24 protein-coding genes and 2 pseudogenes are annotated in these 22,524 nt (G+C 65.7%); 18 read left to right on the top strand and 8 right to left on the bottom strand.

All coding sequences use genetic code 11. From position 1 onward, the window contains the following. Positions 1-109 precede the first annotated feature (109 nt). The 4 genes from ABIB29_RS17000 (at position 110) to ABIB29_RS17015 (ending at position 3,605) form a co-directional block, all read left to right on the top strand. On the top strand, positions 110-1,684 hold the full coding sequence (locus ABIB29_RS17000; protein ID WP_354173978.1) for a sodium-dependent transporter: 1,575 nt from the start codon (positions 110-112) through the stop codon (positions 1,682-1,684). Next, positions 1,681-1,818 (top strand): methionine/alanine import family NSS transporter small subunit, encoded by a 138-nt coding sequence (locus ABIB29_RS17005; RefSeq protein ID WP_256247571.1) that lies wholly within the window; start codon positions 1,681-1,683, stop codon positions 1,816-1,818. The genes ABIB29_RS17000 and ABIB29_RS17005 overlap by 4 nt, the downstream gene beginning before the upstream one ends. 577 nt (positions 1,819-2,395) lie before the next feature. Continuing rightward, positions 2,396-2,695 (top strand): M28 family peptidase, encoded by a 300-nt coding sequence (locus tag ABIB29_RS17010; RefSeq protein ID WP_354173979.1) that lies wholly within the window; start codon positions 2,396-2,398, stop codon positions 2,693-2,695. Positions 2,696-2,828: 133 nt separating this feature from the next. Then, on the top strand, positions 2,829-3,605 hold the full coding sequence (locus ABIB29_RS17015) for a type 1 glutamine amidotransferase domain-containing protein (protein ID WP_354173980.1): 777 nt from the start codon (positions 2,829-2,831) through the stop codon (positions 3,603-3,605). A 100-nt stretch (positions 3,606-3,705) separates the two neighbouring features. On the opposite strand, the gene ABIB29_RS17020 is transcribed toward ABIB29_RS17015, so the two are convergent. The 3 genes from ABIB29_RS17020 to ABIB29_RS17030 all read right to left on the bottom strand — a co-directional run bounded on the left by ABIB29_RS17020 (position 3,706) and on the right by ABIB29_RS17030 (position 6,846). After that, positions 3,706-4,233 carry a DUF427 domain-containing protein gene (locus ABIB29_RS17020; protein WP_354173981.1) on the bottom strand — a complete coding sequence of 176 codons (528 nt, stop codon included), beginning with the start codon at positions 4,231-4,233 and terminating at the stop codon, positions 3,706-3,708. A 167-nt stretch (positions 4,234-4,400) separates the two neighbouring features. Then, positions 4,401-5,645, bottom strand: a complete 1,245-nt coding sequence (gene ligD, locus ABIB29_RS17025; RefSeq protein ID WP_354173982.1) for a non-homologous end-joining DNA ligase — start codon at positions 5,643-5,645, stop codon at positions 4,401-4,403. Positions 5,646-5,709: 64 nt separating this feature from the next. Continuing rightward, on the bottom strand, positions 5,710-6,846 hold the full coding sequence (locus tag ABIB29_RS17030) for a cytochrome P450 (RefSeq protein ID WP_354173983.1): 1,137 nt from the start codon (positions 6,844-6,846) through the stop codon (positions 5,710-5,712). 344 nt (positions 6,847-7,190) lie between these two features. Here ABIB29_RS17030 and ABIB29_RS17035 point away from each other — a divergent pair, with 344 nt between their 5' ends. Continuing rightward, positions 7,191-8,129, top strand: a complete 939-nt coding sequence (locus tag ABIB29_RS17035) for a 5'-3' exonuclease (RefSeq protein WP_354173984.1) — start codon at positions 7,191-7,193, stop codon at positions 8,127-8,129. A gap of 25 nt (positions 8,130-8,154) precedes the next feature. On the opposite strand, the gene ABIB29_RS17040 is transcribed toward ABIB29_RS17035, so the two are convergent. Continuing rightward, a complete protein-coding gene (locus ABIB29_RS17040; RefSeq protein ID WP_354173985.1) occupies positions 8,155-8,898 on the bottom strand; it encodes a tetratricopeptide repeat protein in 744 nt (247 codons plus the stop codon). A gap of 237 nt (positions 8,899-9,135) precedes the next feature. On the opposite strand from ABIB29_RS17040, the pseudogene ABIB29_RS17045 reads away from it, so the two are divergent. Continuing rightward, a pseudogene (locus tag ABIB29_RS17045) lies at positions 9,136-9,420 on the top strand (benzoate/H(+) symporter BenE family transporter). A 27-nt stretch (positions 9,421-9,447) separates the two neighbouring features. Here the strand turns inward: ABIB29_RS17045 and ABIB29_RS17050 are convergent. Continuing rightward, complete coding sequence (locus ABIB29_RS17050; RefSeq protein WP_354173986.1) at positions 9,448-10,578, bottom strand: serine hydrolase domain-containing protein; 1,131 nt, start codon at positions 10,576-10,578, stop codon at positions 9,448-9,450. 84 nt (positions 10,579-10,662) lie between these two features. Between ABIB29_RS17050 and ABIB29_RS17055 the strand changes: the two are divergent. Further along, positions 10,663-10,965 (top strand): annotated as a pseudogene (locus tag ABIB29_RS17055) (hypothetical protein); the annotation flags it as partial. A gap of 9 nt (positions 10,966-10,974) precedes the next feature. On the opposite strand, the gene ABIB29_RS17060 reads toward ABIB29_RS17055, so the two are convergent. Further along, positions 10,975-12,078 (bottom strand): baeRF11 domain-containing protein, encoded by a 1,104-nt coding sequence (locus tag ABIB29_RS17060; RefSeq protein ID WP_354173987.1) that lies wholly within the window; start codon positions 12,076-12,078, stop codon positions 10,975-10,977. A gap of 355 nt (positions 12,079-12,433) precedes the next feature. Between ABIB29_RS17060 and ABIB29_RS17065 the strand changes: the two genes are divergently transcribed. The 5 genes from ABIB29_RS17065 to ABIB29_RS17085 all read left to right on the top strand — a co-directional run bounded on the left by ABIB29_RS17065 (position 12,434) and on the right by ABIB29_RS17085 (position 15,989). After that, the gene (locus ABIB29_RS17065; protein WP_354173988.1) at positions 12,434-12,871 is read left to right on the top strand and encodes an SRPBCC family protein; all 438 of its coding nucleotides are present in this window, start codon (positions 12,434-12,436) and stop codon (positions 12,869-12,871) included. Between the two features lie 165 nt (positions 12,872-13,036). Then, positions 13,037-13,624, top strand: a complete 588-nt coding sequence (locus tag ABIB29_RS17070; protein WP_354173989.1) for a ferritin — start codon at positions 13,037-13,039, stop codon at positions 13,622-13,624. A 13-nt stretch (positions 13,625-13,637) separates the two neighbouring features. Beyond that, positions 13,638-13,943: a DUF1905 domain-containing protein gene (locus ABIB29_RS17075; protein WP_354173990.1), complete on the top strand. Its 306-nt coding sequence runs from the start codon at positions 13,638-13,640 to the stop codon at positions 13,941-13,943. Between the two features lie 105 nt (positions 13,944-14,048). After that, positions 14,049-15,314 (top strand): MFS transporter, encoded by a 1,266-nt coding sequence (locus ABIB29_RS17080; RefSeq protein WP_354173991.1) that lies wholly within the window; start codon positions 14,049-14,051, stop codon positions 15,312-15,314. Positions 15,315-15,611: 297 nt separating this feature from the next. Beyond that, positions 15,612-15,989 carry a VOC family protein gene (locus tag ABIB29_RS17085; RefSeq protein ID WP_354174008.1) on the top strand — a complete coding sequence of 126 codons (378 nt, stop codon included), beginning with the start codon at positions 15,612-15,614 and terminating at the stop codon, positions 15,987-15,989. Between the two features lie 64 nt (positions 15,990-16,053). Here the strand turns inward: ABIB29_RS17085 and ABIB29_RS17090 are convergent, their stop codons facing one another. Beyond that, a complete protein-coding gene (locus tag ABIB29_RS17090) occupies positions 16,054-17,685 on the bottom strand; it encodes an MFS transporter (protein ID WP_354173992.1) in 1,632 nt (543 codons plus the stop codon). Between the two features lie 229 nt (positions 17,686-17,914). Between ABIB29_RS17090 and ABIB29_RS17095 the strand changes: the two genes are divergently transcribed. Further along, complete coding sequence (locus ABIB29_RS17095; protein ID WP_354173993.1) at positions 17,915-18,229, top strand: hypothetical protein; 315 nt, start codon at positions 17,915-17,917, stop codon at positions 18,227-18,229. Continuing rightward, entirely contained in the window at positions 18,226-19,689 is a 1,464-nt protein-coding gene (locus ABIB29_RS17100) for a protein adenylyltransferase SelO (RefSeq protein ID WP_354173994.1), read from the top strand. The genes ABIB29_RS17095 and ABIB29_RS17100 overlap by 4 nt, the downstream gene beginning before the upstream one ends. Positions 19,690-19,736: 47 nt before the next feature. On the opposite strand, the gene ABIB29_RS17105 is transcribed toward ABIB29_RS17100, so the two are convergent. Next, positions 19,737-19,994: a metal-sensitive transcriptional regulator gene (locus ABIB29_RS17105; protein WP_354173995.1), complete on the bottom strand. Its 258-nt coding sequence runs from the start codon at positions 19,992-19,994 to the stop codon at positions 19,737-19,739. A gap of 131 nt (positions 19,995-20,125) precedes the next feature. Between ABIB29_RS17105 and ABIB29_RS17110 the strand changes: the two genes are divergently transcribed. The 4 genes from ABIB29_RS17110 to trxA are packed head-to-tail and all read left to right on the top strand — an operon-like array spanning position 20,126 to position 22,425. Next, entirely contained in the window at positions 20,126-20,758 is a 633-nt protein-coding gene (locus ABIB29_RS17110) for a rhodanese-like domain-containing protein (RefSeq protein ID WP_354173996.1), read from the top strand. Next, on the top strand, positions 20,755-21,663 hold the full coding sequence (locus tag ABIB29_RS17115; RefSeq protein ID WP_354173997.1) for a sulfite exporter TauE/SafE family protein: 909 nt from the start codon (positions 20,755-20,757) through the stop codon (positions 21,661-21,663). Before ABIB29_RS17110 ends, ABIB29_RS17115 begins: the two co-directional genes overlap by 4 nt. A gap of 46 nt (positions 21,664-21,709) precedes the next feature. Continuing rightward, entirely contained in the window at positions 21,710-22,006 is a 297-nt protein-coding gene (locus tag ABIB29_RS17120; RefSeq protein WP_354173998.1) for a rhodanese-like domain-containing protein, read from the top strand. Between the two features lie 56 nt (positions 22,007-22,062). Beyond that, a complete protein-coding gene (gene trxA, locus ABIB29_RS17125; protein WP_354173999.1) occupies positions 22,063-22,425 on the top strand; it encodes a thioredoxin in 363 nt (120 codons plus the stop codon). Positions 22,426-22,524 lie beyond the last annotated feature (99 nt).

Consider the following 22,524-nt stretch of genomic DNA (forward strand, 5'->3'; position numbering starts at 1 on the left):
ATCGGACTTCTACCTTCATCCGAGAGCGAGCCCACATGGACCGGCCAGAAAAGCGCGGTGTCCAGCGCTGCAACATGAACCTAACAACCGTTGTGCGGGGCGTGGCGCCATGAGCAGCCCGTCCTCTTCCCGCTCCGCCGCACCAGTGAAGCGCGAGACATTTTCCACGCGCAGGCTGTTCATCCTTTCGGCCATCGGTTCAGCTGTGGGGCTGGGCAACATCTGGCGCTTTCCGTACATCGCCTATGACAACGGCGGCGGCGCCTTCCTGATCCCGTACCTCGTGGCGTTGCTGACGGCGGGAATCCCACTGCTGTTCCTGGACTATGCCGTGGGGCACAAATTCCGCGGCTCCGCCCCGCTTGCCTACCGTCGGCTACACCGGGCGGCCGAGCCGCTGGGGTGGTGGCAGGTGCTGGTCTGCTTCGTCATCGCAGCCTACTACGCGGTGATTGTCGCGTGGTCCCTGATGTACACCATCTTTTCCTTCACCGAGGCGTGGGGGGACGACGCCGAGGGCTACTTCTTCGGGACTTTCCTCAACGTCTCCGAGGCGCCGGGTGTCGGCTTTAATTACGTGCCGTCCGTCTTCTTCCCGCTGCTGCTGATCTGGATCGTTGTTATCGTCATCATGGTGGCCGGAATACGCAAGGGAATCTCACGCGCCAACTCAATCCTGCTCCCGTTGCTGATGGTGATGTTCGTACTGCTGGTGATCCAATCGCTGTTCCTGCCAGGTGCAGCAGAAGGGCTCAACGCCTTCTTCACCCCGGACTGGGCCGCTTTGGCAGATCCGTCAGTGTGGGCTGCGGCCTACGGGCATATCTTCTTTTCGCTCTCGGTCGGCTACGGCATCATGGTCACCTACTCCTCCTACCTGAAGCGCAGGACCGACCTGACTGGTTCGGGCATGGTGGTCGCCTTTTCCAATTCGGGATTCGAGATCCTGGCCGGCATCGGCGTGTTCGCCGCACTGGGGTTCATGGCCCAGGCCGCCGGAACCGGTGTCAACGATGTTGTCACCCAGGGCATCGGGCTGGCGTTCGTAGCGTTCCCCACCATTGTTTCCCAGGCGCCGTTCGGGGCGCTCATGGGGGTCCTGTTCTTTGGATCCCTGGTTTTCGCGGGGGTTACATCGCTGATTTCGGTCCTGGAGGTCATCGTGGCGGCGGTGCAGGACAAGCTGGCTTGGGGGCGGGTCAAGGCTTCAGTAGTGGTCAGCGGGCTGGTCGCGGCCGTGTCGCTGGCACTCTTCCCGACGGCAACGGGCCTATACCTCCTGGACACCTCCGATGCTTTCGTCAACAGCTTCGGCATCACGCTCGGGGCGCTGGTGACCGTGGTGGTGCTGGCATGGATCCTGCGTAAGCTTCCACTGCTGTCAGCCCACCTCAACCGCACTTCGACGATTAAGATGCGCCGGGCGTGGATGGTGCTGGTGGCCGGTTTGGTGCCCCTTGCGCTGATCTACCTGGTGGCCAACGAATTCATCAGCAAGATCTCCACCACATATGAGGGCTATCCCGGGTGGTTTGTGGGCCTGTTCGGCTGGGGCATGGCCGGCGGGCTCGTGGTTCTGGCGCTGGTATTGACATTCATCCCCTGGAGTCGCAAATCCAAGGCCCACCATGACCCGGAGTATCAATCCGTGGTGGACGAGGAAGAAGAGGAGACAGCACAATGACACCCATCGCAATTACCATGATGATCATTGCCGTCCTCACAGTGTGGGGCGGCCTGGCGCTTGCGTTGCTCAACCTCAAGCGTCACCCCGAGGATGAGGGCGCGCTGCCCGAGGAGCACGCACCGGAGCTTTGACCGGCGGATCATGTGCCACGGATTAGGTTCGATTAAGGAATCCTTGGCCTTCGCGGCACCGTCGATGATCTCGCACCCCAGATTGTGGTGCTTACCGGCAACGCCCCGTTCGGAGAGGGGTCCAGGAGTGTCCTGGTCCGGGCCAGGCCAGTTTGCCTAGGACCCTGGGAGGCGAGAGATGTCCGGGGCACCATTGATAATCCATAGGAGTATCACTGCGGCGATCATTACCAGGACGAGACCGACGCCCAGGATGATTAAGGGTGCGTTTCCACGGTTCCAGAAGCGTGGTTCGCGTTTTGGTGACATGGGTGGCACCTCACTTTTCGGGGCTTGAACCGGCGGATCGACTGGTCACCCCGCCGTCGTGTTTGCGGCTTCCTCAGTTCTAACAACAGTGGGCTCGCCGACTGTGTCCTCCTTATGGATCGCCTGTGGAATTGCTGTGCGGAACGGTTAGAGATCCCCGGGCGTGCACGGAGCGGGGAGTTGTCGTATTCGGCGACACACCGCGCTCACGGTGCCTGGCTCTGTCCAGGTCGTCCCGTCGAAGTCCGCAGGAGAGCGGTCAACCTGAATGTGGACATGGCAGCCTCGCCGAACGGCGTCAGGGCGTTCCACGACGGCGACGGTTCCTTTCGGGCACGCCGGCCCGGTTGCGGCGTGGCTGGCAAGGACCTTTGATTCCTGCTACCACAGGGCGTGCGACACCATCACGAACATCAACCCGGAACTGCTCAAGGAAATGTCAGGCGCCCTCGCCTACGCCCACCGTGTCCTTCGCCATGGCCCGGCAGGGCTAACCAGCAAGCTGACCGCTGAACTAGCAGAACGCCTATCGGCCTCAGCGTCCATAGCGGTTCGTGCACGCGACTGACAATTCTGACCGGTGGGGGAGCCTCCCACCAGGGGTATCCCGGTTCCCAGGAACTGGGACCCCTCCCAGACGGGGAGGGCGGACCGGAATTGGACTGGGAGTAGGCTGGGAAGCTAGACGAAAGGAACACTTCATGAAGAAAATCCTCATGGTACTGACCAGCGTTTCCGAGATCGGCGATACCGGAGAGAAGACCGGCTACAACGTGGCCGAAGCTGCACATCCCTGGAAGGTCTTCAAGGATTCCGGGCATTTTGTCGACTTTGCGTCCATCCAGGGCGGCCAGCCCCCGCGCGACGAGGTGGACTCAGAAGATCCCATCCAGGTCGCCTTCACCGAGGACGAGACCACGCGCGCCGGTCTTTACAACACCGCCCGCGTCGACGTCGTTGATCCCGACCAGTACGACGCCGTCTACCTCGTGGGCGGCCACGGCACCATGTGGGACTTCCCGGACAGCGAAGGCTTGCAGAATCTGGTGGCCAGCGTCTACAACGCCGGCGGCTTGGTGGGCGCGGTCTGTCACGGGCCTGCCGGCCTGCTGAACGTGGAATTGGAGAACGGGCTGCGCCTCGTCGAGGGCCGGAAGGTGGCCGCCTTCACCAACGACGAGGAGGTTGCCGCAGGGAAGGACAAGGTCATCCCGTTCTTTTTGGCAGACCGACTTGAGGAACAGGGCGCCACCCACGTCTCCGCTGATGTCTTTGAGGAGAAGGTCGTGGTTGACGACCGGCTGGTGACCGGCCAGAACCCGGCCTCAGCCGCCGGTGTGGCCAAGGAGATGGAGAAGCTCTTCGCAGAGGTCATCCACCAGGAAAAAGCCGAGGAACAGCACGAGGCGAATGCTCTGCGCGCCGAGAAGGATGCTGAGAAAGACGCCAAGAAGGCTGCCGCAGAAGCGGAGCACTAACACCAACAGTGCACTGAAACTGGCGGCCGCCCCCGAACCACCTACGGCGCCACCAGACGCAAAGTCCGGGGCAGGTCTTGCCGGCGCAAAAGCTATGTGCTCACCACCCGGCCGTGCCCGGGCCGCCCTTGAACGGACCAACGATCTGCCTGGTGATCCAACCGCCGTAGAAGTTACCTTCCTGGAAAGTCACCTGCTCGCCGTTGACTTCGCAGGAGTCCATCTGACCCGGGTAGAGGGCCACCCGGGTGCTGAGCGCCTCGAACCCCCGGGTGGGTTCCGGGTAGGTCCACCCGGCACGTGGAGCGACGACTCCGGCGGCAGCGACGTCGAAGTAGTGTGCTTCTCCCTTGTACTCGCAGAAGCTGGTGCCCTCGACCGGGACGAGTACACCGGCAGGGAACGCGTCCAATGGCAGGTAGTAGACAGGCGGATGACTCGTCTCCAGGACGCGCACTGCATCGGTGGTGTCGGCAATCACCTGCCCGCCAAGCCGCACGATGACGCGTTCGGATCGCGGTTCGACCCTTGGCGGCCGCGGGTAGTCCCACACCGATTCTTGACCGGTCTTGGGTTTGATGGGGTGGGGACGCCGGAAGAAGCCGGACAGACCGTGAGCAGGAGTCATGTTCCCATGTTGCCATCTTTTGCTACGGGGACGCCCAGCGGCGTAAGGCCGAATTTGCGAGATTCAGCCTGCAGGCCGGAAAGCCCTAGCACCAACACCGGTCCTGCCTCTAGACGGATCCATGAAGTCGGCGATTAGTGTGGCAGCGGGTGGAACTGCCAGTACTGTCACGCCTCAGGGCGCCCCGGCCACTCCTTGCCCGCCCAGGGGTCGTAGTCGGCGATGAGCTCCTCCTGTGGCGGACGCTCCTTTTCGGGGACGTGCTGCAGGTTCACCCGCACCCGGTACCAGAGCGAACTGGATCCCCGCATACCGTCGACGAGTACGTCGGCGGGATGCAGGGCCGGGACGAGGCCCGCATGCCGGGTCTTCCATTCGTCGAGCGCCGCGAGCGCCTCGTGCCTGGTCTTCGTTCGTGCCACCTCGATAAGCGGCATCACCGACTGCCGCCGGCCCGAGCCGTCGCCGCCGCGCGGCGGCTTTTCGGCGGGGCCGAGCTCGGCAGCCAAGGTGATGAGTCTGTCCAGTGACCCGACCGCGTCCTCGATGCCGGCGTGGGGGTCGCCCATCACGGTGAAGCGCTCGAGCACCGTGGGCACCGTGAATTGTGCCGGCCGGATGGAGCTGACCTCGTCCCATGTGAGCGGAGTCGAGACCCGGGCGTCGGGCAGGGGCCGGATTGAGTACGCCGACGCCACGGTGCGGTCCTTGGCGTTCTGGTTGAAGTCGACGAACACACTCTCGCCGCGCTCTTCCTTCCACCACCGCGCGGTGGCGAGGCCCGGAGCGCGGTTCCCGACCTCGCGGGCGAGGGTCTCGGCGGCGAGCCGCACGTCGCGGTACGACCACTGGGGTGCGATGCGCACCAGGATGTGGAGTCCCCGCGACCCGCTCGTCTTCGGCCACCCGACCAGTCCCACATCGTCGAGCACCTCCCGCGCCACAAAGGCGACGTCGACGATCTGCGACCAGTCGACCCCCGGCATCGGGTCGAGGTCGACCCGGAGCTCGTCGGGGTGCTCAAGGTCCTCGGCGCGCACGGGGTGCGGGTTGAGGTCCAGGCATCCAAGATTCACGACCCACGCCAGTCCCGCAGCATCCCGGATGACGGCCTCCTCGGCTGATGTCCCCGACGCGTAGTGCAGCGTCGCCGTTTCGATGAAGTCGGGGTGGTTTTCAGGCACGCGCTTCTGAAAGAACGGCTCAGCGCCGATCCCCTTCGGGAAGCGCTTGAGCACCATGGGCCGTCCGCCGGCGCCCCGCAGCGCACCATCCGCGACGGCGAGGTAGTAGCCAACCAGATCGAGCTTGGTCAGACCGGGCTCAGGGAACACCACCTTGTCCGGACTCGAGATGCGAACCTCGGTGCCGGCAATGTCGAGGATCTCGGCCGGGGTCTTCGACGGGTTCATTCCGCCACGCTAGCAACGATTGGATGTCCCAGCCAGACCAGCTGTGCGGGCGCTTGCGTTACGGTCAGGCTGCGTTCCAGCTGGCCGGGAGCGCCTTCACCCCGTAGACGATTGTGCTGTCCATCCGCTCGAGGCGCGATCCCGGGGCGAGGGTCAGTCCGGGCAGCCGGGTCAGGGTCGCCTCCAGCGCGATTCTTGCTTCCAGTCTTGCCAGCGGGGCACCGAGGCAGAAGTGAATGCCGTGGCCAAACGCCAGGTGCCGGACCTGACTGCGGTCGATGTCGAATTGGGCAGGACGCTCGAACTGCCTCTCGTCGCGGTTCGCGGAGCCGATCCAGGCCACCACCGGGGCACCTGCCGGAATCTCAACGCCGCCCAGGGTGGTGTCGGCAGCCGCCACCCGGTACATGGACTGGACGGGGGACCGAAAGCGGAGCACTTCTTCGATGGCCTGGGGGAGCAGCGATGGCTCCTTCACGATCCGGTCGATGGTGCCGGGCACTTCGGTGAAGCAAAGAACGGCGTTGCCTATCAGATTGGTGGTTGTTTCGTTGCCGGCGACGAGCAGCAACGCGCAGAAGCCCAGCAGTTCGGCCACGTTCAGCTTCTGCCCGTCAATCTCGGCGGCGAGCAGGTTGCTGATCAAATCATTGCCGGGCTGGCTTCGTCGCTGTTCGATCAGGTCCAGGAAGTACCCGGTCATCTCCGCATTGGTGGCCTGGTGGTTCTCGTTCGCCGCACCTGTCCGGGTTTGGCTCACGATGACATCGGACCATTTCTTGAAGCGGTCGCGGTCAGTGGCGGGTATGCCCATGAGTTCCGAGATCACGATGACCGGCAGCGGGTACGCCAACTCCTGGATCAGGTCCGCTGTTCCGCGGGAGGCGATGCCCTCCAGAAGCTCGTCGGTGAGCTGCGAGATACGGGGAGCAAGCGCGTCTACTGCTTTCGGCGTAAATGCCTGGGTCACCAGGGAGCGCAATTGCCGGTGCCGCGGGGGGTCAGTGGTGATCAGGCTCGACGCGAACAGCTGACCGGTCTCGGATGGATCGTCGCCGCCCATCCGCGAGGAAAACCTGGTGTGTTCGGACAGTACCCGCTGCACGTCGTCGTACCGGAAGACATGCCAGCTTCCCGATTGCTCGTCGTGAAAGACGGGTGCGGCTTCCCGCATTCTCTCGTACTGGGCAAATGGATCCAACGGATGCTCCGTGGCCGGGGCGAAGTCCATGGCTGGCCTCTCTTCTCAGCCCGGCGATCAGTCGGTCTGGCCGAACCGCCGGGGCGTCGGGTCGATAGACCGTGGGACCCTGATTTTAGCCGGAGCCCGCTCCGTATGTCAGTAGTCAAGTGGCGGGGACGCCACTCCACCATCAGTCCCTCACGCTAAAGCGGACGACGGCGGGAAGTGTTCCGCCGTCGTCCCGGTTTCACCAACACCCAACCAAACGCGTAGAGCCGATGCTGTACTACTGCCAGGAGCTCTGAACGGCCCCCGGGCACGAGCCGGGTTCTCAGGGAGGGTCGTCCGTGTCAGGATCAGGTATGCGCCACCGCCTGATGTTGCTGGACACTGCGTCGCTGTACTTTCGCGCTTTCTACGGCGTTCCCGATTCGATCCGCCGCGCCGACGGCGCGCCGGTGAACGCCGTTCGCGGGCTGCTGGACATGATCGCCCGGCTCACGACCGACTACGAGGCGACGCATCTCGTTGCATGCTGGGACGACGATTGGCGTCCGCAATGGCGGGTGGACCTCATCCCGACGTACAAGTCGCATCGGGTCGCGGAGGAGCTCTCGGGTGCCCCCGACGTCGAGGTTGTGCCGGACGCGCTCGAAGCGCAGATCCCGATGATCCGCCGGGTGCTTGACCTGGCCGGCATTGCGGTCGTGGGGGCCGCCGGACACGAGGCCGACGACGTCGTCGGCACCTACGCCAGCCACGCTCAGCTTCCCGTCGACGTGGTGACCGGGGACCGCGACTTGTTCCAGGTCGTTGACGACGCCCGCCAGGTGCGGGTGATTTACACCGCGCGCGGCATGAAAAACCTTGAAACCCTCACCGACGCGGTCGTCGTCGACAAGTACCGCGTGTTGCCCGGGCAGTATGCCGACTACGCGACGCTCCGAGGCGACACCTCCGACGGACTGCCGGGCGTCGCCGGCATCGGCGAGAAGACCGCTGCGTCGCTGCTTGGCGAGTACGGCACGCTCGACGGGCTGCTCGCTGCGGCCGCCGACGCGGGCAGCGGGCTGTCCGCGTCCGTGCGGTCGAAGCTGGCGGCGGCCGCAGACTACCTCGCGGTCGCGCCCGCCGTCGTTAACGTTGTGCGCGGCCTCGAGCTGCCGACGCTTGAGCAGGCAGGCGCGCAGCTGCACCCCGTCGTCGGGGATTCGCGCGCTGAGCTTGAGGCTCTCGCGACCGAGTGGAACCTCGGCGGCTCGGCCAGGCGGCTCCTCGAGGCGCTCGACAGGCATCGCTGAGGGGGAGCTGTCCTACTTATGCCTATCAGCCCGGGCCGGGCGCCCGTTCGAGATAGGCAGCGGCCAGTTCCGAACGTGAAGATGTGGAGTTTCCGGTAGATCCGGGTGAGGTGGTACTGCACGGTCTTGACGGATACGTAGAGTTCGGCCGCTGCGTTTTGTTGGTCAGACCCGTTGCGACCAGCGAGGCAACGGCCTGTTCCTGGTCCGTCAGCGCGTCGAAACCGGTTGCGGTCTCAGCCGTCGCTGGCGCGGGCCCCGCCTGTCGCCGGCTCTCCTCCGCGCTGACTCCGCTGGCACAGAGTTCACGCTCACACCGATCGGTGTAGGCGGCCGCGCCCAGGACAGAAAACAGATCGCGGGCTTGAATCAACATCCCGGCCGCCTCGCGCCGTTTTCCAGCGCGGCGGAACGACCGGCCGTACACGAACATTATTCGGGCCCGTGCATAAGGCATCGGGAGTTCCTCCAGCTGGGCGAGGGCGTCAAGGAACGTGAGGCGGGCAGCGTCGAAATCTCCGGATGCCGCGTGGATTCTGCCCCGCACGGAGGCCAGCCGCGCCGTTGTTGATCGGTGCTGGCGTTGCCCGGCCAGCAGCTCGTGTGGGCGCAGGAACGCGTCTGGTTCTTCGATTCGTCCCACCATGACCAAAGCGTTGGCGTAGTGGTCCTGCCAGGGCCAGAATCCCGGTTCGTCAATGCCGTTGCTGCGTTCCCGCCTGACGACTGGCAGCAGCGCGCGGATGACGCCTTCATAGTCTGCCCTCACCTCCGCCACTTACGCCTGGGCGAGGCAATAGGGCAGGAGCACAAGTGCTGGGCGTTACCGGGCTCTTCGGCCGGCTCTTGGCTGTGGTCCCCGGGCCAATACTCGCCGGCGACCAGGTAGGCACCAATGGCATCCGAGTAGGAATAGTTCCCCAGCGCGGTCAGGAGCAATGCGGCTCCTGGCACTGAGGATTCCCGACGGCGGTACATAGCCGGTGTTGCCTGCGGAGTTCTTTATCTGGTCTTCGGGACATTCAGCACCGCCGTCGTGCCCTTGTTTGCGCTCATCCCTGCGCCGATGCTGACCGCCCTGGCGGGGGTGGCGCTGCTCGGCGCGTTCCAATGAGCCGTCCGGGATGTGGTCCTGGGCGCTGAGGGGCGACCGGCCCAACTGGAAGCCGCGCTGGTCACGCTGGCAGTGACCGCGTCCGGCGTTGCCCCGTGGGGCGTCGAGTCTCCGTTTTGGGGGTGCCTGGCGGGCGTCGGTGTCTATGTGCTGGCCCGGCGCAGGCGCAAGGCCTGAACGTACGGCGTCTGGTGGTGATTCCGGTTACGACCACGAGGCAGAGGCCAGGAGCGCGAAGAGCGGTTCGAAGTCGTACATGCTGGTGCTGTTGCTCATGACCACGATGCCGATACCGCGGCCGGGGTAGAGGCGCATGACGTTCCAGAAGCCCGCGCCGGCGCCGAAATGCTCCACCCACGGCTCCGATCCCTTCGGCGGCCGGCGAAACCAGCCGGTTCCGTGGTCGAACGGCTTACCGGCCTGGTCAACGGTGCGCATGCTCCGGGCTGATCCGGGGGAGAGGACCCGGGCCCCGTCGATCTCGCCGTCGCGAAGGTGCATACGAAGGAATCTGCCGGCATCCCGGACGTCGCCCACCAGGCCGCCGTAAGCGGGGCCGTCCACGTAAAAGGGGTTCAGTGAGAGGTACGGCCCGTTACGCTCGCCGGCGATCCCGCGGGGCAGCAGGCCGCGCAGCAGGGGGTCCGCGATCCGCGGTGCCCTGACGTAACCGGTCGACTTGACCGCGCCCTCCTGGTAGCGGAACCCGGTGTGTCCCATGCCCACAGGTCCCAGGACTGACCGGCGGACATACGCCTCGAACGGCATGCCGGACGCAGCGGCGATGACCTGTCCGGCGGCAAGGTAGCCGACATTGGAGTACCTGGCGCTCTGCCCGGCCGGGTACCTGTAGGCGCGGCGCCTGCCCATCAGGCGGCGGAGCAGGACCCCGGGGTCCGGCGGATCCGCGCCGGCCGGGTGCACCCAGCGAATGGGCATCGGGTTGCCGAAGCCGGCGGTGTGGTTGAGCAATTGGCCCACGTTCGGCGTCGTCGTCCCGGGCACCCGCAGGTAATCGACGTACTCATCGACCGGGGCCTTCAGATCGAGGCGGCCGTCGTCAACGAGCCGGCACGCAGCCGTCGCGGTCACGATCTTGGACATGGAAAACCACAGATACGACGTCGAGGCTGTCGCCGGCGTCTTTGCTGAGCGGTTCGCGAGTCCGTACCCAGCGTCGAGGAGCACACGATCGCGATTCACCACGGTCATGGAGAGGCCCGGGACGCCGCCCCGGCGCATCATTGTGGTGACGGCCTCCGTGACGCCACAGGGTGGGCTGCCCGTCGCGATGCTTTCGCCCGGCGGTTCCTGGTTGGTGCCGTCTCTGACCATGGCTCATCCTTTTCGCCCCGGCCAGCGAACGTGCCGGTCACTGGTTGACATGCTACGAGCTGCACCGCCCGGGGCCAATGGCCGATGGTTCCAGGCTGCGAACAACTCGAAGCCACCATCGGCGACCGGGTGGGCAGCCCCGCGGAACTGGCTGCCGCCGTTCGTGAAGATGGACGTGGGCCCGCCCGCGGCGGAACCACCATCGAGGTCAAGAACACGGACGCGGAGGACGGCGCGGACGCCGTCGTCGACATCGCCACGCCGACCGGAGCCTCATTGATGGCACTGAGGCGATGGACGGCTGCCCGCTTCGGCAACCATCAACCGCTGGTGGAACGGGTGCGTGACGCCGCCGCGCACACCGATGAACAGGTCTGGCAGCTGCCGCTGAACGAGTCAGATGGTGTAGCGAAGAATTCCGGCCGCCTGCACGTTCTCCGGCATATCAGACCGTCGCACCGCGAGGACGCGCGCGCCCGACCCGAGTGCCCGCCGGGCAATTTCCTCGATCGCGTCCTGGCCCGTATCCGAATCCAGGCTGAGCACGCCATCGTCTCCCACGGAACCCTTGACCTCCGCATCCATGTCCACGACGAGCGTAGCCACCGCACCGAAGGCAGCCGCCCGTGCCAGATCGCTGAGGTCCGTCGAGGCACGGCCGTTGGTGCGGCGCTCCTCAAATGTCGTTTGCAGCGCAACAAGATCGGCCGCGTAGATCCGGTCGAGCACTCCGCGCGCCGCGTCCGCCAACTGGGCCGAGGTCAGATCGTCGGGGTTCCCCTCGATGACCTCTGAAGCGAGGTGTGCGTATCCTGCGAGATTGCGGTAGATGCTCCTGAGCGGCTCCGTCGCAGCGATAACCAGCGGTAAGGACTGGCCGTTCAACAGCGGACGAAGCGCGTGGTCGACGGCCCGGGCGTACTGGGTCAGCCGCACCTTGCGTCCCTCGTCGCCCTGCAGCCGCCCGGAGGGGGCACGGCCGCCGATCGAGTCGAGCCCCACCGCACTCGCGGCATCACTGGGCATGCCCGGCACCGTGATTTCTTCGGCAGGCCGGTCGGCCGAGACTTCCACCAGGCGGGCCCCGTTCTGGGAGATCGCGAGCACGAGCGCCGCGTTCGGGAAGGTCAAGGCCCGCAGGAGCGGGGTGATTGCGAAGCGATCTGTCACGCTCACATGCTCTTCGAGCTCGTTGGGCAAACGGAACTCAAGAACTGATGATGGTGTCGCGAAGATGGCCAGGCTCCGCCCCATGTCAAACCAGAATTCCGGGGCCTCCAGCAGCTCGTTGAGAAATGTTTCTATCGCGGCGACCGGTTCTTTGCCTCCCGCCTCGCGGAGCTGATCAATGGCAGTACCGAACAAAACACGCGCCCTGGTCTGGTTCTTCTCCGAATCTGCCGGGACGCTGCTCGTCGATAAATACACCGTGACGCTGTGTGGGTCGCGTGCGGCCGCCAGACGTTCCACGTCGTATCGGGTCGGCATATCAATATGCATGGGGTGCTCCTTTTTGCTATCTCTCCGGTGGGTGCACGATGAGGGGCATATTCTTGCAACTGCTCGATGCTGACTGTGCCGCCGAGGGGCAGCAGTACCTGCTCAGCCCAGCTTCAGACCCCAGGATGCCGCTGTCAACAGACGCCGGAAGTTGCACCGCACTGGCCTGCAGCATGCGTTAGTGGCGACTAACGTATTAATCGTGCCTGATCTTCTGGAAGTTGCCACCGAACCCAACAGAGGAAACGCTCGTCGATGAATCGGCGGCGGGGCATGGACCGGCCCGTAGCATTCACGGGCCGCGAAGTAGCCGGTATCTGATGCGCGGCAGACGCCTGACGGAAGGGAAATAGACATGGTTGATGTCGCAACGGAGATTGTTATCCGCCGGCCGCGCGGGGTCGTGGCCGCTTATGCCTCGGACCCCGGGAACGCCCCCAGCTGGTACACCAACATCAAGTCAGTCCGCTGGGAATCCACGCCGCCCCTTGCAGTCGGATCCCGGCTGGCCTTCCGTGCCCACTTCCTGGGCCGAAACCTGGACTACGTGTACGAATTCACCGAGCTGGACCCGGGCACGAAGCTGGTGATGCGGACGGCGCAGGGCCCGTTCCTCATGCAAACCACGTACACCTGGGCAGACACCGAAGGCTCCGCAACGCGAATGACACTGCGCAACACCGGCCAACCGGCGGGATTCTCCGCCGTCGTGAACCTCCTGATGGCTCCCATGATGCGCCGCGCGATGCGCAGAGATCTCGCCCTGCTGAAACAGATCCTTGAGGCGGCCTGACCGCCGTGCGTTCCATCGAGGCGCACCCCTTGCAGAGACAGGAGGGTCTTGACGCGGAGATCGAAAGCGGAGGACGCTCGTTTCAGGCCCTCCGGCAGTCCCGGGCCAGCAGAGGCCCGGCGCCGCAGGTCCACACCCTTGATCACCGACCTGAGGAGAGCCCCCATGAGCCCCCAATTCAACGAGCTGCTGACCCGCCAGGTCGGTAATGAGTTTGCGGCCTCCCAGCAGTACATCGCCATCGCTGCCTGGTTCGACGGACAGGACCTGCCCCAGTTGGCCAAGCACTTCTACCGCCAGTCGCTGGAGGAGCGGAACCACGCCATGATGATGGTCCGCTACATCCTGGACCGTGGCATCAAGATCACCATCCCCGGCATCGACCCGGTCCGGAACGACTTCGCGTCGGCGGAGGAACCACTGGTCCTTGCCCTCGCCCAGGAGGTAGAGGTCACGGACCGCATCAAGGAACTGTTCGCCGCGGCCCGGGCGGAAAACGACCCACTGGGTGAACAGTTCATGCTCTGGTTCCTCAAGGAGCAGGTCGAGGAGGTGGCGTCGATGTCCACACTTCTCAATGTCGCACGCCGGGCTGACAACCTCTTCGACGTTGAGACGTTCCTCGCCCGCGAAAGGGTGGGCGACGCCGGCCACCAGGGCGGAGGGCACGGGGGACAGCATGGTCACGGAGGCGGCCGTGGCGGACCCGCCGATAACGCGGGGACGCCGGAAGTCGCCGGCGGCTCACTCTAAGGCCCATCAGAGCATGGCGCTGACCTATGCCTTCACGGCCACGCTGTGGCACTATCCGGGAGAAGCAGGGTGGCACTTCCTCTCCCTTCCTGAGCAGCTCGCAGCGGAGATCAGGGAGGACACAGCGGCATTTCGCCGGGGCTTTGGCTCCGTCAAAATCACGGCAACGGCCTCCGGCCACAACTGGTCCACGTCCCTCTTTCCTGACAGCAAGAGCGGGACATATCTGCTTCCGGTCAAAAAGGCCATCAGGACAGCGGCCGGTCTCGCTGCAGGGGACCAGGTCACGGTTCACCTTGAGGTGCCCGAGGCCGGCTGAGCAGGCCTTTGCGCACCGACTCGGAGACCGGCTCTGGTGCGCGCCGACGAAGGAGACGAGAATGGGCGCGTGTTCCTCCCTCGCCCTGGCGGGGACGGTCCTGCGATGAACGCCGCCGCCCGAAAGATCCAGCGCGTCTACCTCACGTTGACGCTGGGCAATACCCTGGCGGCCTCGTTTATCTGGGGGATCAACACCCTGTTCCTGTTGGACGCCGGACTCAGCAACCTCGAGGCTTTTGCCGCGAACGCGTTTTTTATGGCCGGCATGGTCCTGTTCGAGGTGCCCACCGGGGTGGTTGCCGACGGTTGGGGGCGCCGCGTTTCTTTCCTGCTCGGCACCGTGACCCTGGCCGTAGCGACCTACCTCTACTACCTGCTCTGGCAGCTGTCCGCTCCGTTCTGGCTGTGGGCGGTGGTGTCGGTTTTGCTCGGTCTGGGCTTCACGTTCTTCTCTGGCGCGGTCGAGGCGTGGCTCGTGGATGCGTTAACCTTTTCGGGCTATGACGGCGGGCTGGAGGCGGTGCTGGGGCGGGGGCAAATGGTGACGGGCGTAGGGATGCTCGTGGGCTCGGTGGCCGGCGGTGTGATTGCGCAGGCCACCAATCTGGGCGTGCCGTTCCTGCTGCGCGTGGGTGTGCTGGTGGTGATGTTTGTTGTGGCCTTTGTCCTCATGCGGGATGTCGGCTTCACCCCGGAACGTTCGACGCATCCACTGCAGGCAACCCGTGCCGTCCTCTCCGCCTCGATCGAGAACGGATTGAAAAATCCGCCGGTGCGTTACGTGATGCTGGCGGCACCGTTCAGTGCCGGCGTCGGCTTCTACGTGTTCTATGCCCTCCAGCCCTACCTGCTTGAGCTCTTCGGTGACCCGCGCGCGTACGCCGTGGCGGGCCTGGCGGCGGCACTGGTGGCGGGAGCAGACGTGCTCGGCGGGTGGCTGGCCCCCCGCGTCCGGCTCCTCGTCCGCAACCGCACGACGGTGCTGATTCTGTGCAGCATGCTGAGTGCCTTGATTCTGGTCGTTCTCGGGTTCACCCGGGTGTTCTGGGTGGCCCTTGTGCTGCTGGCGCTCTGGGCCGTGGTGTCCTCGGCGGGCACCCCGGTGCGGCAGGCCTACCTGAACGACATGATCGCCTCGAAGCAGCGGGCCACGGTGCTGAGCTTCGACTCACTCATCGGGTCCAGCGGCGGAGTGGTGGTCCAGCCGGTGCTTGGCCGGGCAGCCGATGTTTATGGCTACCCTGCCTCGCTGGCGATCGGCGGCGTAATCGAGTTGGTCGCCGTGCCCTTCCTCCTGGCGAGCCGCCGGCAGCGCCACCAGTCCGACCAGGCCAACGCCCCGACCAGGACCACGGACGCCGGATCCTAGCCGCCGACGTCGCTGCCGTCACCCGCCAGCGGCCACGAAATTTCCTCCGCGCCGGCGGCGATTCCCGACGGTCTTGACTCCCGTGATCCCAAGCCTACGATAGTGCGCATCAGCACCTTCGAGGAGCAGATATGTGTTGTCCATCGCTGATGCTGAGCAAGTTGATGACCCGGGAAGCGAGGCCCGCGGTTGGCACGACGGGCCGGGTATGCCGAGTTGCCGGCGGACGTCATTGTGGATGGCAGCTGGGGTGACTTCCAGGAACTGATCAACACTGATCAAGAGGGAGAAACAATCATGCTCAAGGATCTCGAAATCTCCGCAGTCCTCCCAGCGAAGGACATCGTCCGGGCGCGTAAGTACTACCGCGACGTGCTGGGACTGGAGCCCGCCGACATTATGGACGAGGAGAATCTGCTGTACCGCTGCGGCAAAGGAACGGCTTTCCTGCTCTACAAGACCGACAATGCAGGAACAGCGAAAAACACCCAGCTGGGCTGGGGAACAGACAACATCGAGGCCGAGGTGCAGGATCTGCGCGGCCGCGGTGTCGTGTTCGAGGAGTACGACTTTCCCGGTCTGAAGACTGAGAACGGGATCGCGTCGACTCCGGTGGGCAAGGCCGCGTGGTTCCTGGACAGCGAGGGCAACATTCTGAATCTCTTCCAGCGCTAGCAGCACCGGCCACGAAGGCGCCGCCCCTGCATCATTGGGGGACTTTGCAGGGACGGCGCACTCCTCACGCTACCTTGTCGGGTCCGGACTCAGGCTGCGACCCGACGGCCTCCTCCGGAAGGCGTCCGGTGATGAACAGGGCAGCGATCGCCAGCAACGCCGTCAGGGCCAGCGCGGCCCGCAGGGCATCCAGGCGGGAGCCGGAGTTGACCGACATGATGGCGTCGGCCGTCGGCTGGTCGACTCCGGCATCCTCCAGCGCGCTTCGGAGCTGCGTATCGGAAATGAACGGCACGCCGCTGGCCAGCTGGACCGAGGCTTGCTCCTGCACGGAGCTCGGGACAGCGGGGTTGTCCTGGATGCCGGCCATGAACGCAGCGCTCAGGGTGGCGATGAGTACCGACCCGATCAGCGCGGTCCCCAGCGAGGCCCCGAGGTTGGTAGCCGTGTTCTGCAGCCCGCCGACCTCCGCGCTCTGCGAGTCCGGGACAGCGGAGACGGTGATGGCGCCCAGCTGCGAGGACAATGCCCCCAGCCCGAAGCCCATCAAGAGCATCGGGATGGCCACGATGCCTGCATTCGCACCAGGGTCCATTCCTGCCACGAGAATGAGGATGCCGGCGATCATCAGCATCAGCCCCAGCCGGACGACACGGCGCGGGTTGGCACGTGGCCAGACCTTGGGGATTCCGGCGGCGGCCAGAATCAGCGCTACGGACAGCGGGAAAATCCGGATCCCGGTCTCGAGCGCGCTCAACTCCAGCACCACCGACAGGAACAGGGGGATGGTGAAAAACACGCCGGCCTGTACAAGGAACTGAGCGAAGAATACGCTGAGGCCGCCGGTGAGACGCTGGTTCCGGAACAGCCCCGGATCGACCAGGGGATCGCCGCCTATAGCGGCAAGGTGCGATGTCCGCCGCAGGAACACATAAACGACAAGAAGCCCGCCAATCAGCAGCCACACCACGGGGGAGAGACCCAGAACCGTCGGCGCGCCGGTCTTGGACTGCACCCAGCCCCACTCGCCCGAACGCAGCACAGCGTACACAATCATGCCCAGTCCCGCTATCGACAACGCGGACCCCACGAAATCGAGCCGGACCTTGGCCGGTGGTACGTCCTCAACCTTGCGCAGGGCCACCAGGATCGCCAGGACGATGACGACCTCGCCGACGAAGACATACCGCCAGGATGCAAACGTGGTCACCGCGCCGCCGATGAGCGGGCCCGCAGCGACCGCCATGGCGCCCGCCGCAGCCACCAGCCCGTAGGCTCCGGCGCGGCGTTCGGGCGGGAAGTTGGCCGCAACCAGCGAGACGATCGCGGGCATAATCAGTGCCGCTCCGACACCCTCCAGGAGGGACCAGCCCAGCAGCAGCACCCCCAGGTTGGGAGCAAGCGCCGTCGTGAGTGAGCCCGCGGCATAGATGATCAGGCCGAGGGCAAACGCGCGGCGGCGGCCCATAATGGTCCCCACTTTGCCGCCGGTAATCATCAGCGACGCCATAACGAGGGTGTACAGGGTGATCGCCGTCTGGATCCCGGTGATCGTCGTCCCCAGGTCCGCAGCCACCGTGGCCATCGACACGTTCATCACCGAGCTGTCGAGGGTCATCAGGAACTGGCTGGATGCCAGCACCGCCAGCACCAGGCCGGAGCCAGTCCGGACCGTTGTCGAAGCCCGGGGACTCACGGGTCCGACTTCCTGGACGTGCCGCTTGCCATTGCGCACATGAGCGCCATGCTCCGCGCCCCCGAATGGCCTGTCAAGCCCCCGGTGTTCCGCCCGCGGAGCACGTGTGGACCCCTCCCGGGCGGGCCGCAGGGCCACGCCGGAAATTTCACCTGCCGGACGCCTTACCCGCTGCGGCCTTCCGGGCCTACAGTTGGGCATGTACACGCCGTCGACAGGAGTGCCCCCAGTGATTACCCTGCAGATCGAACACCAGGTCCGGGACATCGGCATGTGGAGGAGGGCCTTCGACAGTGACCCCCTCAACCGCGCCGCGTCGGGGGTGCGGTCCTACCGGATCTCGCGTCCCCTTGACCAGGAGGACTACGTGATGCTGGAGATGGATTTCGATACGCAGGCAGCAGCCGTGGATTTCCTGGGCCGGCTGCAGAACGACACGTGGAAAACCGGGGTGACGGCGCCGGCGCTGGTCGGTGAGCCGTCGACCAGGATCATCGAGACGGTCGCCATCGAGAAGGTGCCGCAGGATATTCTGGGGGTATGACCGCCGCAGCCCACTCAACCGTCGCCTTTGACGGCCGCTTTGCCCGGGAGCTCACGGAAATGGCCATCCCCTGGCAGGCGGAGACCGCTCCCGACCCGAGGCTCCTCGTGCTCAACGAGCCCCTGGCCGCCGAGCTGGGCCTTGACGCCGCCTACCTCCGGGATCCGGACGGGGTACGTCTGCTGATCGGCAATCTGGTCCCCAGCGGTGCCACTCCCGTGGCGCAGGCCTACACCGGCCATCAGTTCGGCTGGTTGGCCCCCCGCCTCGGCGACGGCCGGGCGCTCCTGCTCGGTGAGATCACCGATGCGTCCGGCCACCTGCATGATGTCCACCTCAAGGGCTCCGGGCGCACACCGTTCGCCCGCGGCGGCGACGGCCTGGCGGCGGTCGGGCCGATGCTGCGGGAGTTCATCGTGAGCGAAGCGATGCACGCCTTGGGCATCCCCACCACCCGGTCCCTCGCCGTGGTGGCGACGGGGCGCCAGGTGCTCCGCGAAACCCTGCTGCCGGGCGCAGTGCTCACCCGGATCGCTTCCAGTCATCTGCGCGTGGGCAGCTTCCAGTACGCCCGGGCGACGGGCGAGACCAACCTCCTGCGCCGCCTCGCCGATCATGCGATCGCCCGCCACTACCCCGGCGCCGCGGAGGCCGAGCAGCCCTATCTGGCCCTGTTCCAGGCGGTGGTAGCCGCCCAGGCGTCACTGGTGGCGCAGTGGATGCTGGTGGGTTTTGTGCATGGCGTTATGAACACCGACAACATGACCATCTCCGGCGAGACCATCGACTACGGGCCCTGCGCTTTCCTGGACATCTTCGACCCGGCCGCGGTCTACAGCTCGATCGACGAGACCGGACGCTACTCGTACCGCAACCAGCCGGTCATGGCGGAATGGAACCTCACTCGGCTCGCGGAGTCCCTGCTGCCCCTCTTCGACAACGAGCAGGAGCGGGCGGTCGACCTGGCCCAGGAGTCCCTCGCCGCGTTCCGCCGGCAGTACAGCGCGGCCTGGTCGGCCGGCATGGCGGCGAAACTCGGTCTGCCCGACGGGCTCGACGACGACGTGGCCTCGCCTCTCGTGGACGAGGTGCTCAGCCTTCTCCAGCAGGGCCGGGTTGACCACACATTGTTCTTCCGGAGCCTCAGCGCGTTCGCCCGGGGCGACACCGGACCTGCGCGCTCCCTGTTGCCTGATCCGTCCGCCTTCGAGGCGTGGGCCGAGCGCTGGAGCGCCCTCGGCCCCGACGCAGACGCGATGGACCGGGTCAACCCCGCTTATATCCCGCGCAACCACCTGGTCGAGGAGGCCCTCGCCGCGGCCACGGGCGGCGATCTGGAACCGCTCGGGCGGCTCCTGGACGCGGTGACCCAGCCGTACGACGAGCGCCCCGGCCTGGAGCGGTACGCTGCCGGCGCGCCCGGGGACTTCGGCGCCTACCGGACCTTCTGCGGAACCTGAGTCGCGGGCCGGCGGCAAGCTGCGGGCAGCCCGCGCCAGCCGGCGCCTCACGCGAGGGAGAGGAAGAGTTTTTCCAGGTCCTTCGTGCTCATGCTTGAGTCCTTCCGGACCGCGCACTGCTCCAGGCCGCTGGCAATTATGGCGAATCCCGCCCGGTCCAGCGCTTTCGAGACGGCGGCCAACTGCGTGACGGTGTCCTTGCAGTCGCGTCCCTCCTCCAGCATCCGGATGACGGCCCCCAGCTGTCCCTGAGCGCGCTTGAGCCGGTTGATGACGGGGGCGAGTTCAGCTGAATCAAGGTCCATGGGTGTCTCCAAAGTTAGGGATGGCTATGCTCAAGGATATACCCCCATGGGTATTTTTGACTACCCCCAGGGGTATCTGCAATACTCGGTGGGGTATTCAGTTGTTGTTAGCCCGTCTCGAAAGGACACCCATGACGCCCTCTCCCACTTCCTCCGCCGCACCGGCAGTCACCTCGCTGGCTCCGGAAACACTGCGCAGCTGGTTCCAGGAACACCAGGACCTGATCGTGATCGATGTCCGCTCGGCCGCCGAGTTTGAAAACATGCACATCCGCGGCTCCTACAACGTCCCGCTGCCGTTGCTCTCCGAGCACACCGACGAATTGGCCGCCCGCCTGGGCAGCCGCGTCGTGCTTGTCTGCCAGTCGGGAGCGCGGGCCGAGCAGGCCCGGCAGCGCCTGGGTGGCGCGGGTATCGGCACCGCCTATGTCCTGGCAGGCGGCGCCCCCGGCTTCGCTGAGGCAGGCGGCGACGTGGTCCGCGGCAAGGCGCGCTGGGACCTCGAGCGCCAGGTCCGGCTTGCTGCCGGTTCCCTCGTGGTTCTGGGCCTTGCCGGCGGCAAGTTCGTCTCGCCGAAGATCCGGCTCCTCGCCGGAGCCATCGGTGCCGGACTGACCTTCTCGGCCGCCACCAACACCTGCGCCATGGGCCAGGCAATCTCTGCCATGCCTTGGAACAAGGCCGCCGAGGAGCCGACCCGTGAGTCCGCCATCCTGCAGTTTCCCGTCGCTGGTTCCCTGACCCCGGAGTCCAAGGCCTCATGACCACTACGCTGATCCTCGTTCTTGCCCTGTCGGTGCTCATCGGGCTGTCGCTCGGTGTGCTCGGCGGCGGCGGATCCATCCTGACTGTGCCGATCCTGGTCTACGTGGCCGGATTCGAAGCCAAGGAAGCGATTGCCGCCTCCCTGTTCGTGGTCGGAGTAACCTCGGCCATCAGCGTCTTCAGCCACGCCCGCGCCGGACGCGTCATGTGGCGCACCGGCCTGCTGTTCGGCGCCGCGGGCATGGTCGGCGCCTTCGTGGGCGGCCTCCTGGGCGGGCACATCCCCGGCCAGATCTTGCTTATCGCGTTTGCCCTGATGATGGTGGCCACCTCCATCGCCATGATCCGCGGACGCAAGAAGAAGGCTGACGCGGGCCACGAGGCGCCCAAGCACACCGAACTGCCGCTGTTCCGCGTACTGCTCGACGGCCTTGTCGTCGGCCTGGTCACCGGCCTGGTCGGTGCGGGCGGCGGATTCCTGGTGGTCCCGGCACTGGCGCTGCTCGGCGGCCTGCCGATGGCAATCGCCGTCGGAACCTCGCTCGTCGTGATCGCCATGAAGTCCTTCGCCGGGCTGGCCGGTTACCTGACCACCGTGGAGCTGGACTGGGGGATCACGCTGTCCGTTACGGCGGCCGCCATCGTCGGCACCCTGATCGGGTCCAAGTTGGCCGGCCGCATTCCGGAAGCGGCCCTGCGCAAGGGCTTCGGCTGGTTCGTGCTGGTGATGGGCGCATTCGTCCTTATCCAGCAGGCCCCCGTGGATCTGCGCGGACCGATCGCCCTGGGCGTTGCCGGAGCTGCGCTTGTCGCGGCTGCAGTCTGCTGGTTCTTCGTCAGCGCTTGCCCGCTGCGCAGGTCCAGCCGCACCACCAGCCAGGACACCCAGCCCACGCCGGTCTGACCAGTCCGGCCCAGCATCAGACACTCCCGAACCGAAAGGCATCACCATGGCAGGAATCAACATCACCGAAGCAGACCAGCGCCGGAACCAGGCGCAGGTCCTGGACGTCCGCGAGGACTTCGAAGTCGCCGAGGGAATGATCCCCGGCGCAATCCACATCCCCATGGGCGAGCTGCAGGCCCGCCTGCCCGAGCTTGACGCCACGGTTCCCGTGATCGTTATCTGCCGCAGTGGCAACCGCAGCGCACGTGTGGCGGACGCCCTCAACGCCGCCGGCTTCACCGCAGACACCATGGACGGCGGCATGATCGCGTGGACCCGCGCGGGCCTGCCGACCACCTGACCCGCCCCTAACAGCAGCAGCGCCCACCCCACAACCCGGAGGAACGGAAGCTAATCATGGCAACCATCGACATCACCGAAAAAACCCTCGCCGAAACGCTGGAAACCAACGACATTGTCCTGGTCGACTTCTGGGCCGGGTGGTGCGGCCCCTGCCGCATGTTCGCCCCCACCTACGAAGCGGCCTCGGCAAAGCACCCGGACGTCGTCTTCGCCAAGGTGGACACCGAAGCCGAACAGGCCCTGGCGGCCGCGGCGGGAATCACCTCGATCCCCACGCTCATGGCCTTCCGCGACAAGACCCTGGTCTTCTCGCAGCCCGGCGCGCTCAATGCCACCGGCCTCGAGCAGGTCATTGAGGGCGTCAAGAACCTGGACATTGCAAGCCTGCGCGCCCAGGCAGCACAGCCGCAAGGCTGACCGGACCCACTTGCAAGATACCCCCGGGGGTATTATTGTTGTTAGTAGTCGACGGGGGAGACCCCACCTCTTTACGAAGGAGAGAATATGCTTCTGGAA

The sequence above is a fragment of the Arthrobacter sp. UYEF36 genome (assembly GCF_040547025.1).
Taxonomy (GTDB): Bacteria; Actinomycetota; Actinomycetes; order Actinomycetales; family Micrococcaceae; genus Arthrobacter.

Bases quoted from the DNA above. Each gene is read 5' to 3' on its own strand.
- ABIB29_RS17000 (WP_354173978.1), top strand. From the start codon at position 110: ATGAGCAGCCCGTCCTCTTCCCGCTCCGCCGCACCAGTGAAGCGCGAG.
- ABIB29_RS17005 (WP_256247571.1), top strand. From the start codon at position 1,681: ATGACACCCATCGCAATTACCATGATGATCATTGCCGTCCTCACAGTG.
- ABIB29_RS17010 (WP_354173979.1), top strand. From the start codon at position 2,396: ATGTGGACATGGCAGCCTCGCCGAACGGCGTCAGGGCGTTCCACGACG.
- ABIB29_RS17015 (WP_354173980.1), top strand. From the start codon at position 2,829: ATGAAGAAAATCCTCATGGTACTGACCAGCGTTTCCGAGATCGGCGAT.
- ABIB29_RS17020 (WP_354173981.1), bottom strand. From the start codon at position 4,233: ATGACTCCTGCTCACGGTCTGTCCGGCTTCTTCCGGCGTCCCCACCCC.
- ligD (WP_354173982.1), bottom strand. From the start codon at position 5,645: ATGAACCCGTCGAAGACCCCGGCCGAGATCCTCGACATTGCCGGCACC.
- ABIB29_RS17035 (WP_354173984.1), top strand. From the start codon at position 7,191: ATGCGCCACCGCCTGATGTTGCTGGACACTGCGTCGCTGTACTTTCGC.
- ABIB29_RS17050 (WP_354173986.1), bottom strand. From the start codon at position 10,578: ATGGTCAGAGACGGCACCAACCAGGAACCGCCGGGCGAAAGCATCGCG.
- ABIB29_RS17060 (WP_354173987.1), bottom strand. From the start codon at position 12,078: ATGCATATTGATATGCCGACCCGATACGACGTGGAACGTCTGGCGGCC.
- ABIB29_RS17065 (WP_354173988.1), top strand. From the start codon at position 12,434: ATGGTTGATGTCGCAACGGAGATTGTTATCCGCCGGCCGCGCGGGGTC.
- ABIB29_RS17070 (WP_354173989.1), top strand. From the start codon at position 13,037: ATGAGCCCCCAATTCAACGAGCTGCTGACCCGCCAGGTCGGTAATGAG.
- ABIB29_RS17075 (WP_354173990.1), top strand. From the start codon at position 13,638: ATGGCGCTGACCTATGCCTTCACGGCCACGCTGTGGCACTATCCGGGA.
- ABIB29_RS17080 (WP_354173991.1), top strand. From the start codon at position 14,049: ATGAACGCCGCCGCCCGAAAGATCCAGCGCGTCTACCTCACGTTGACG.
- ABIB29_RS17085 (WP_354174008.1), top strand. From the start codon at position 15,612: ATGCTCAAGGATCTCGAAATCTCCGCAGTCCTCCCAGCGAAGGACATC.
- ABIB29_RS17100 (WP_354173994.1), top strand. From the start codon at position 18,226: ATGACCGCCGCAGCCCACTCAACCGTCGCCTTTGACGGCCGCTTTGCC.
- ABIB29_RS17105 (WP_354173995.1), bottom strand. From the start codon at position 19,994: ATGGACCTTGATTCAGCTGAACTCGCCCCCGTCATCAACCGGCTCAAG.
- ABIB29_RS17110 (WP_354173996.1), top strand. From the start codon at position 20,126: ATGACGCCCTCTCCCACTTCCTCCGCCGCACCGGCAGTCACCTCGCTG.
- ABIB29_RS17115 (WP_354173997.1), top strand. From the start codon at position 20,755: ATGACCACTACGCTGATCCTCGTTCTTGCCCTGTCGGTGCTCATCGGG.
- ABIB29_RS17120 (WP_354173998.1), top strand. From the start codon at position 21,710: ATGGCAGGAATCAACATCACCGAAGCAGACCAGCGCCGGAACCAGGCG.
- trxA (WP_354173999.1), top strand. From the start codon at position 22,063: ATGGCAACCATCGACATCACCGAAAAAACCCTCGCCGAAACGCTGGAA.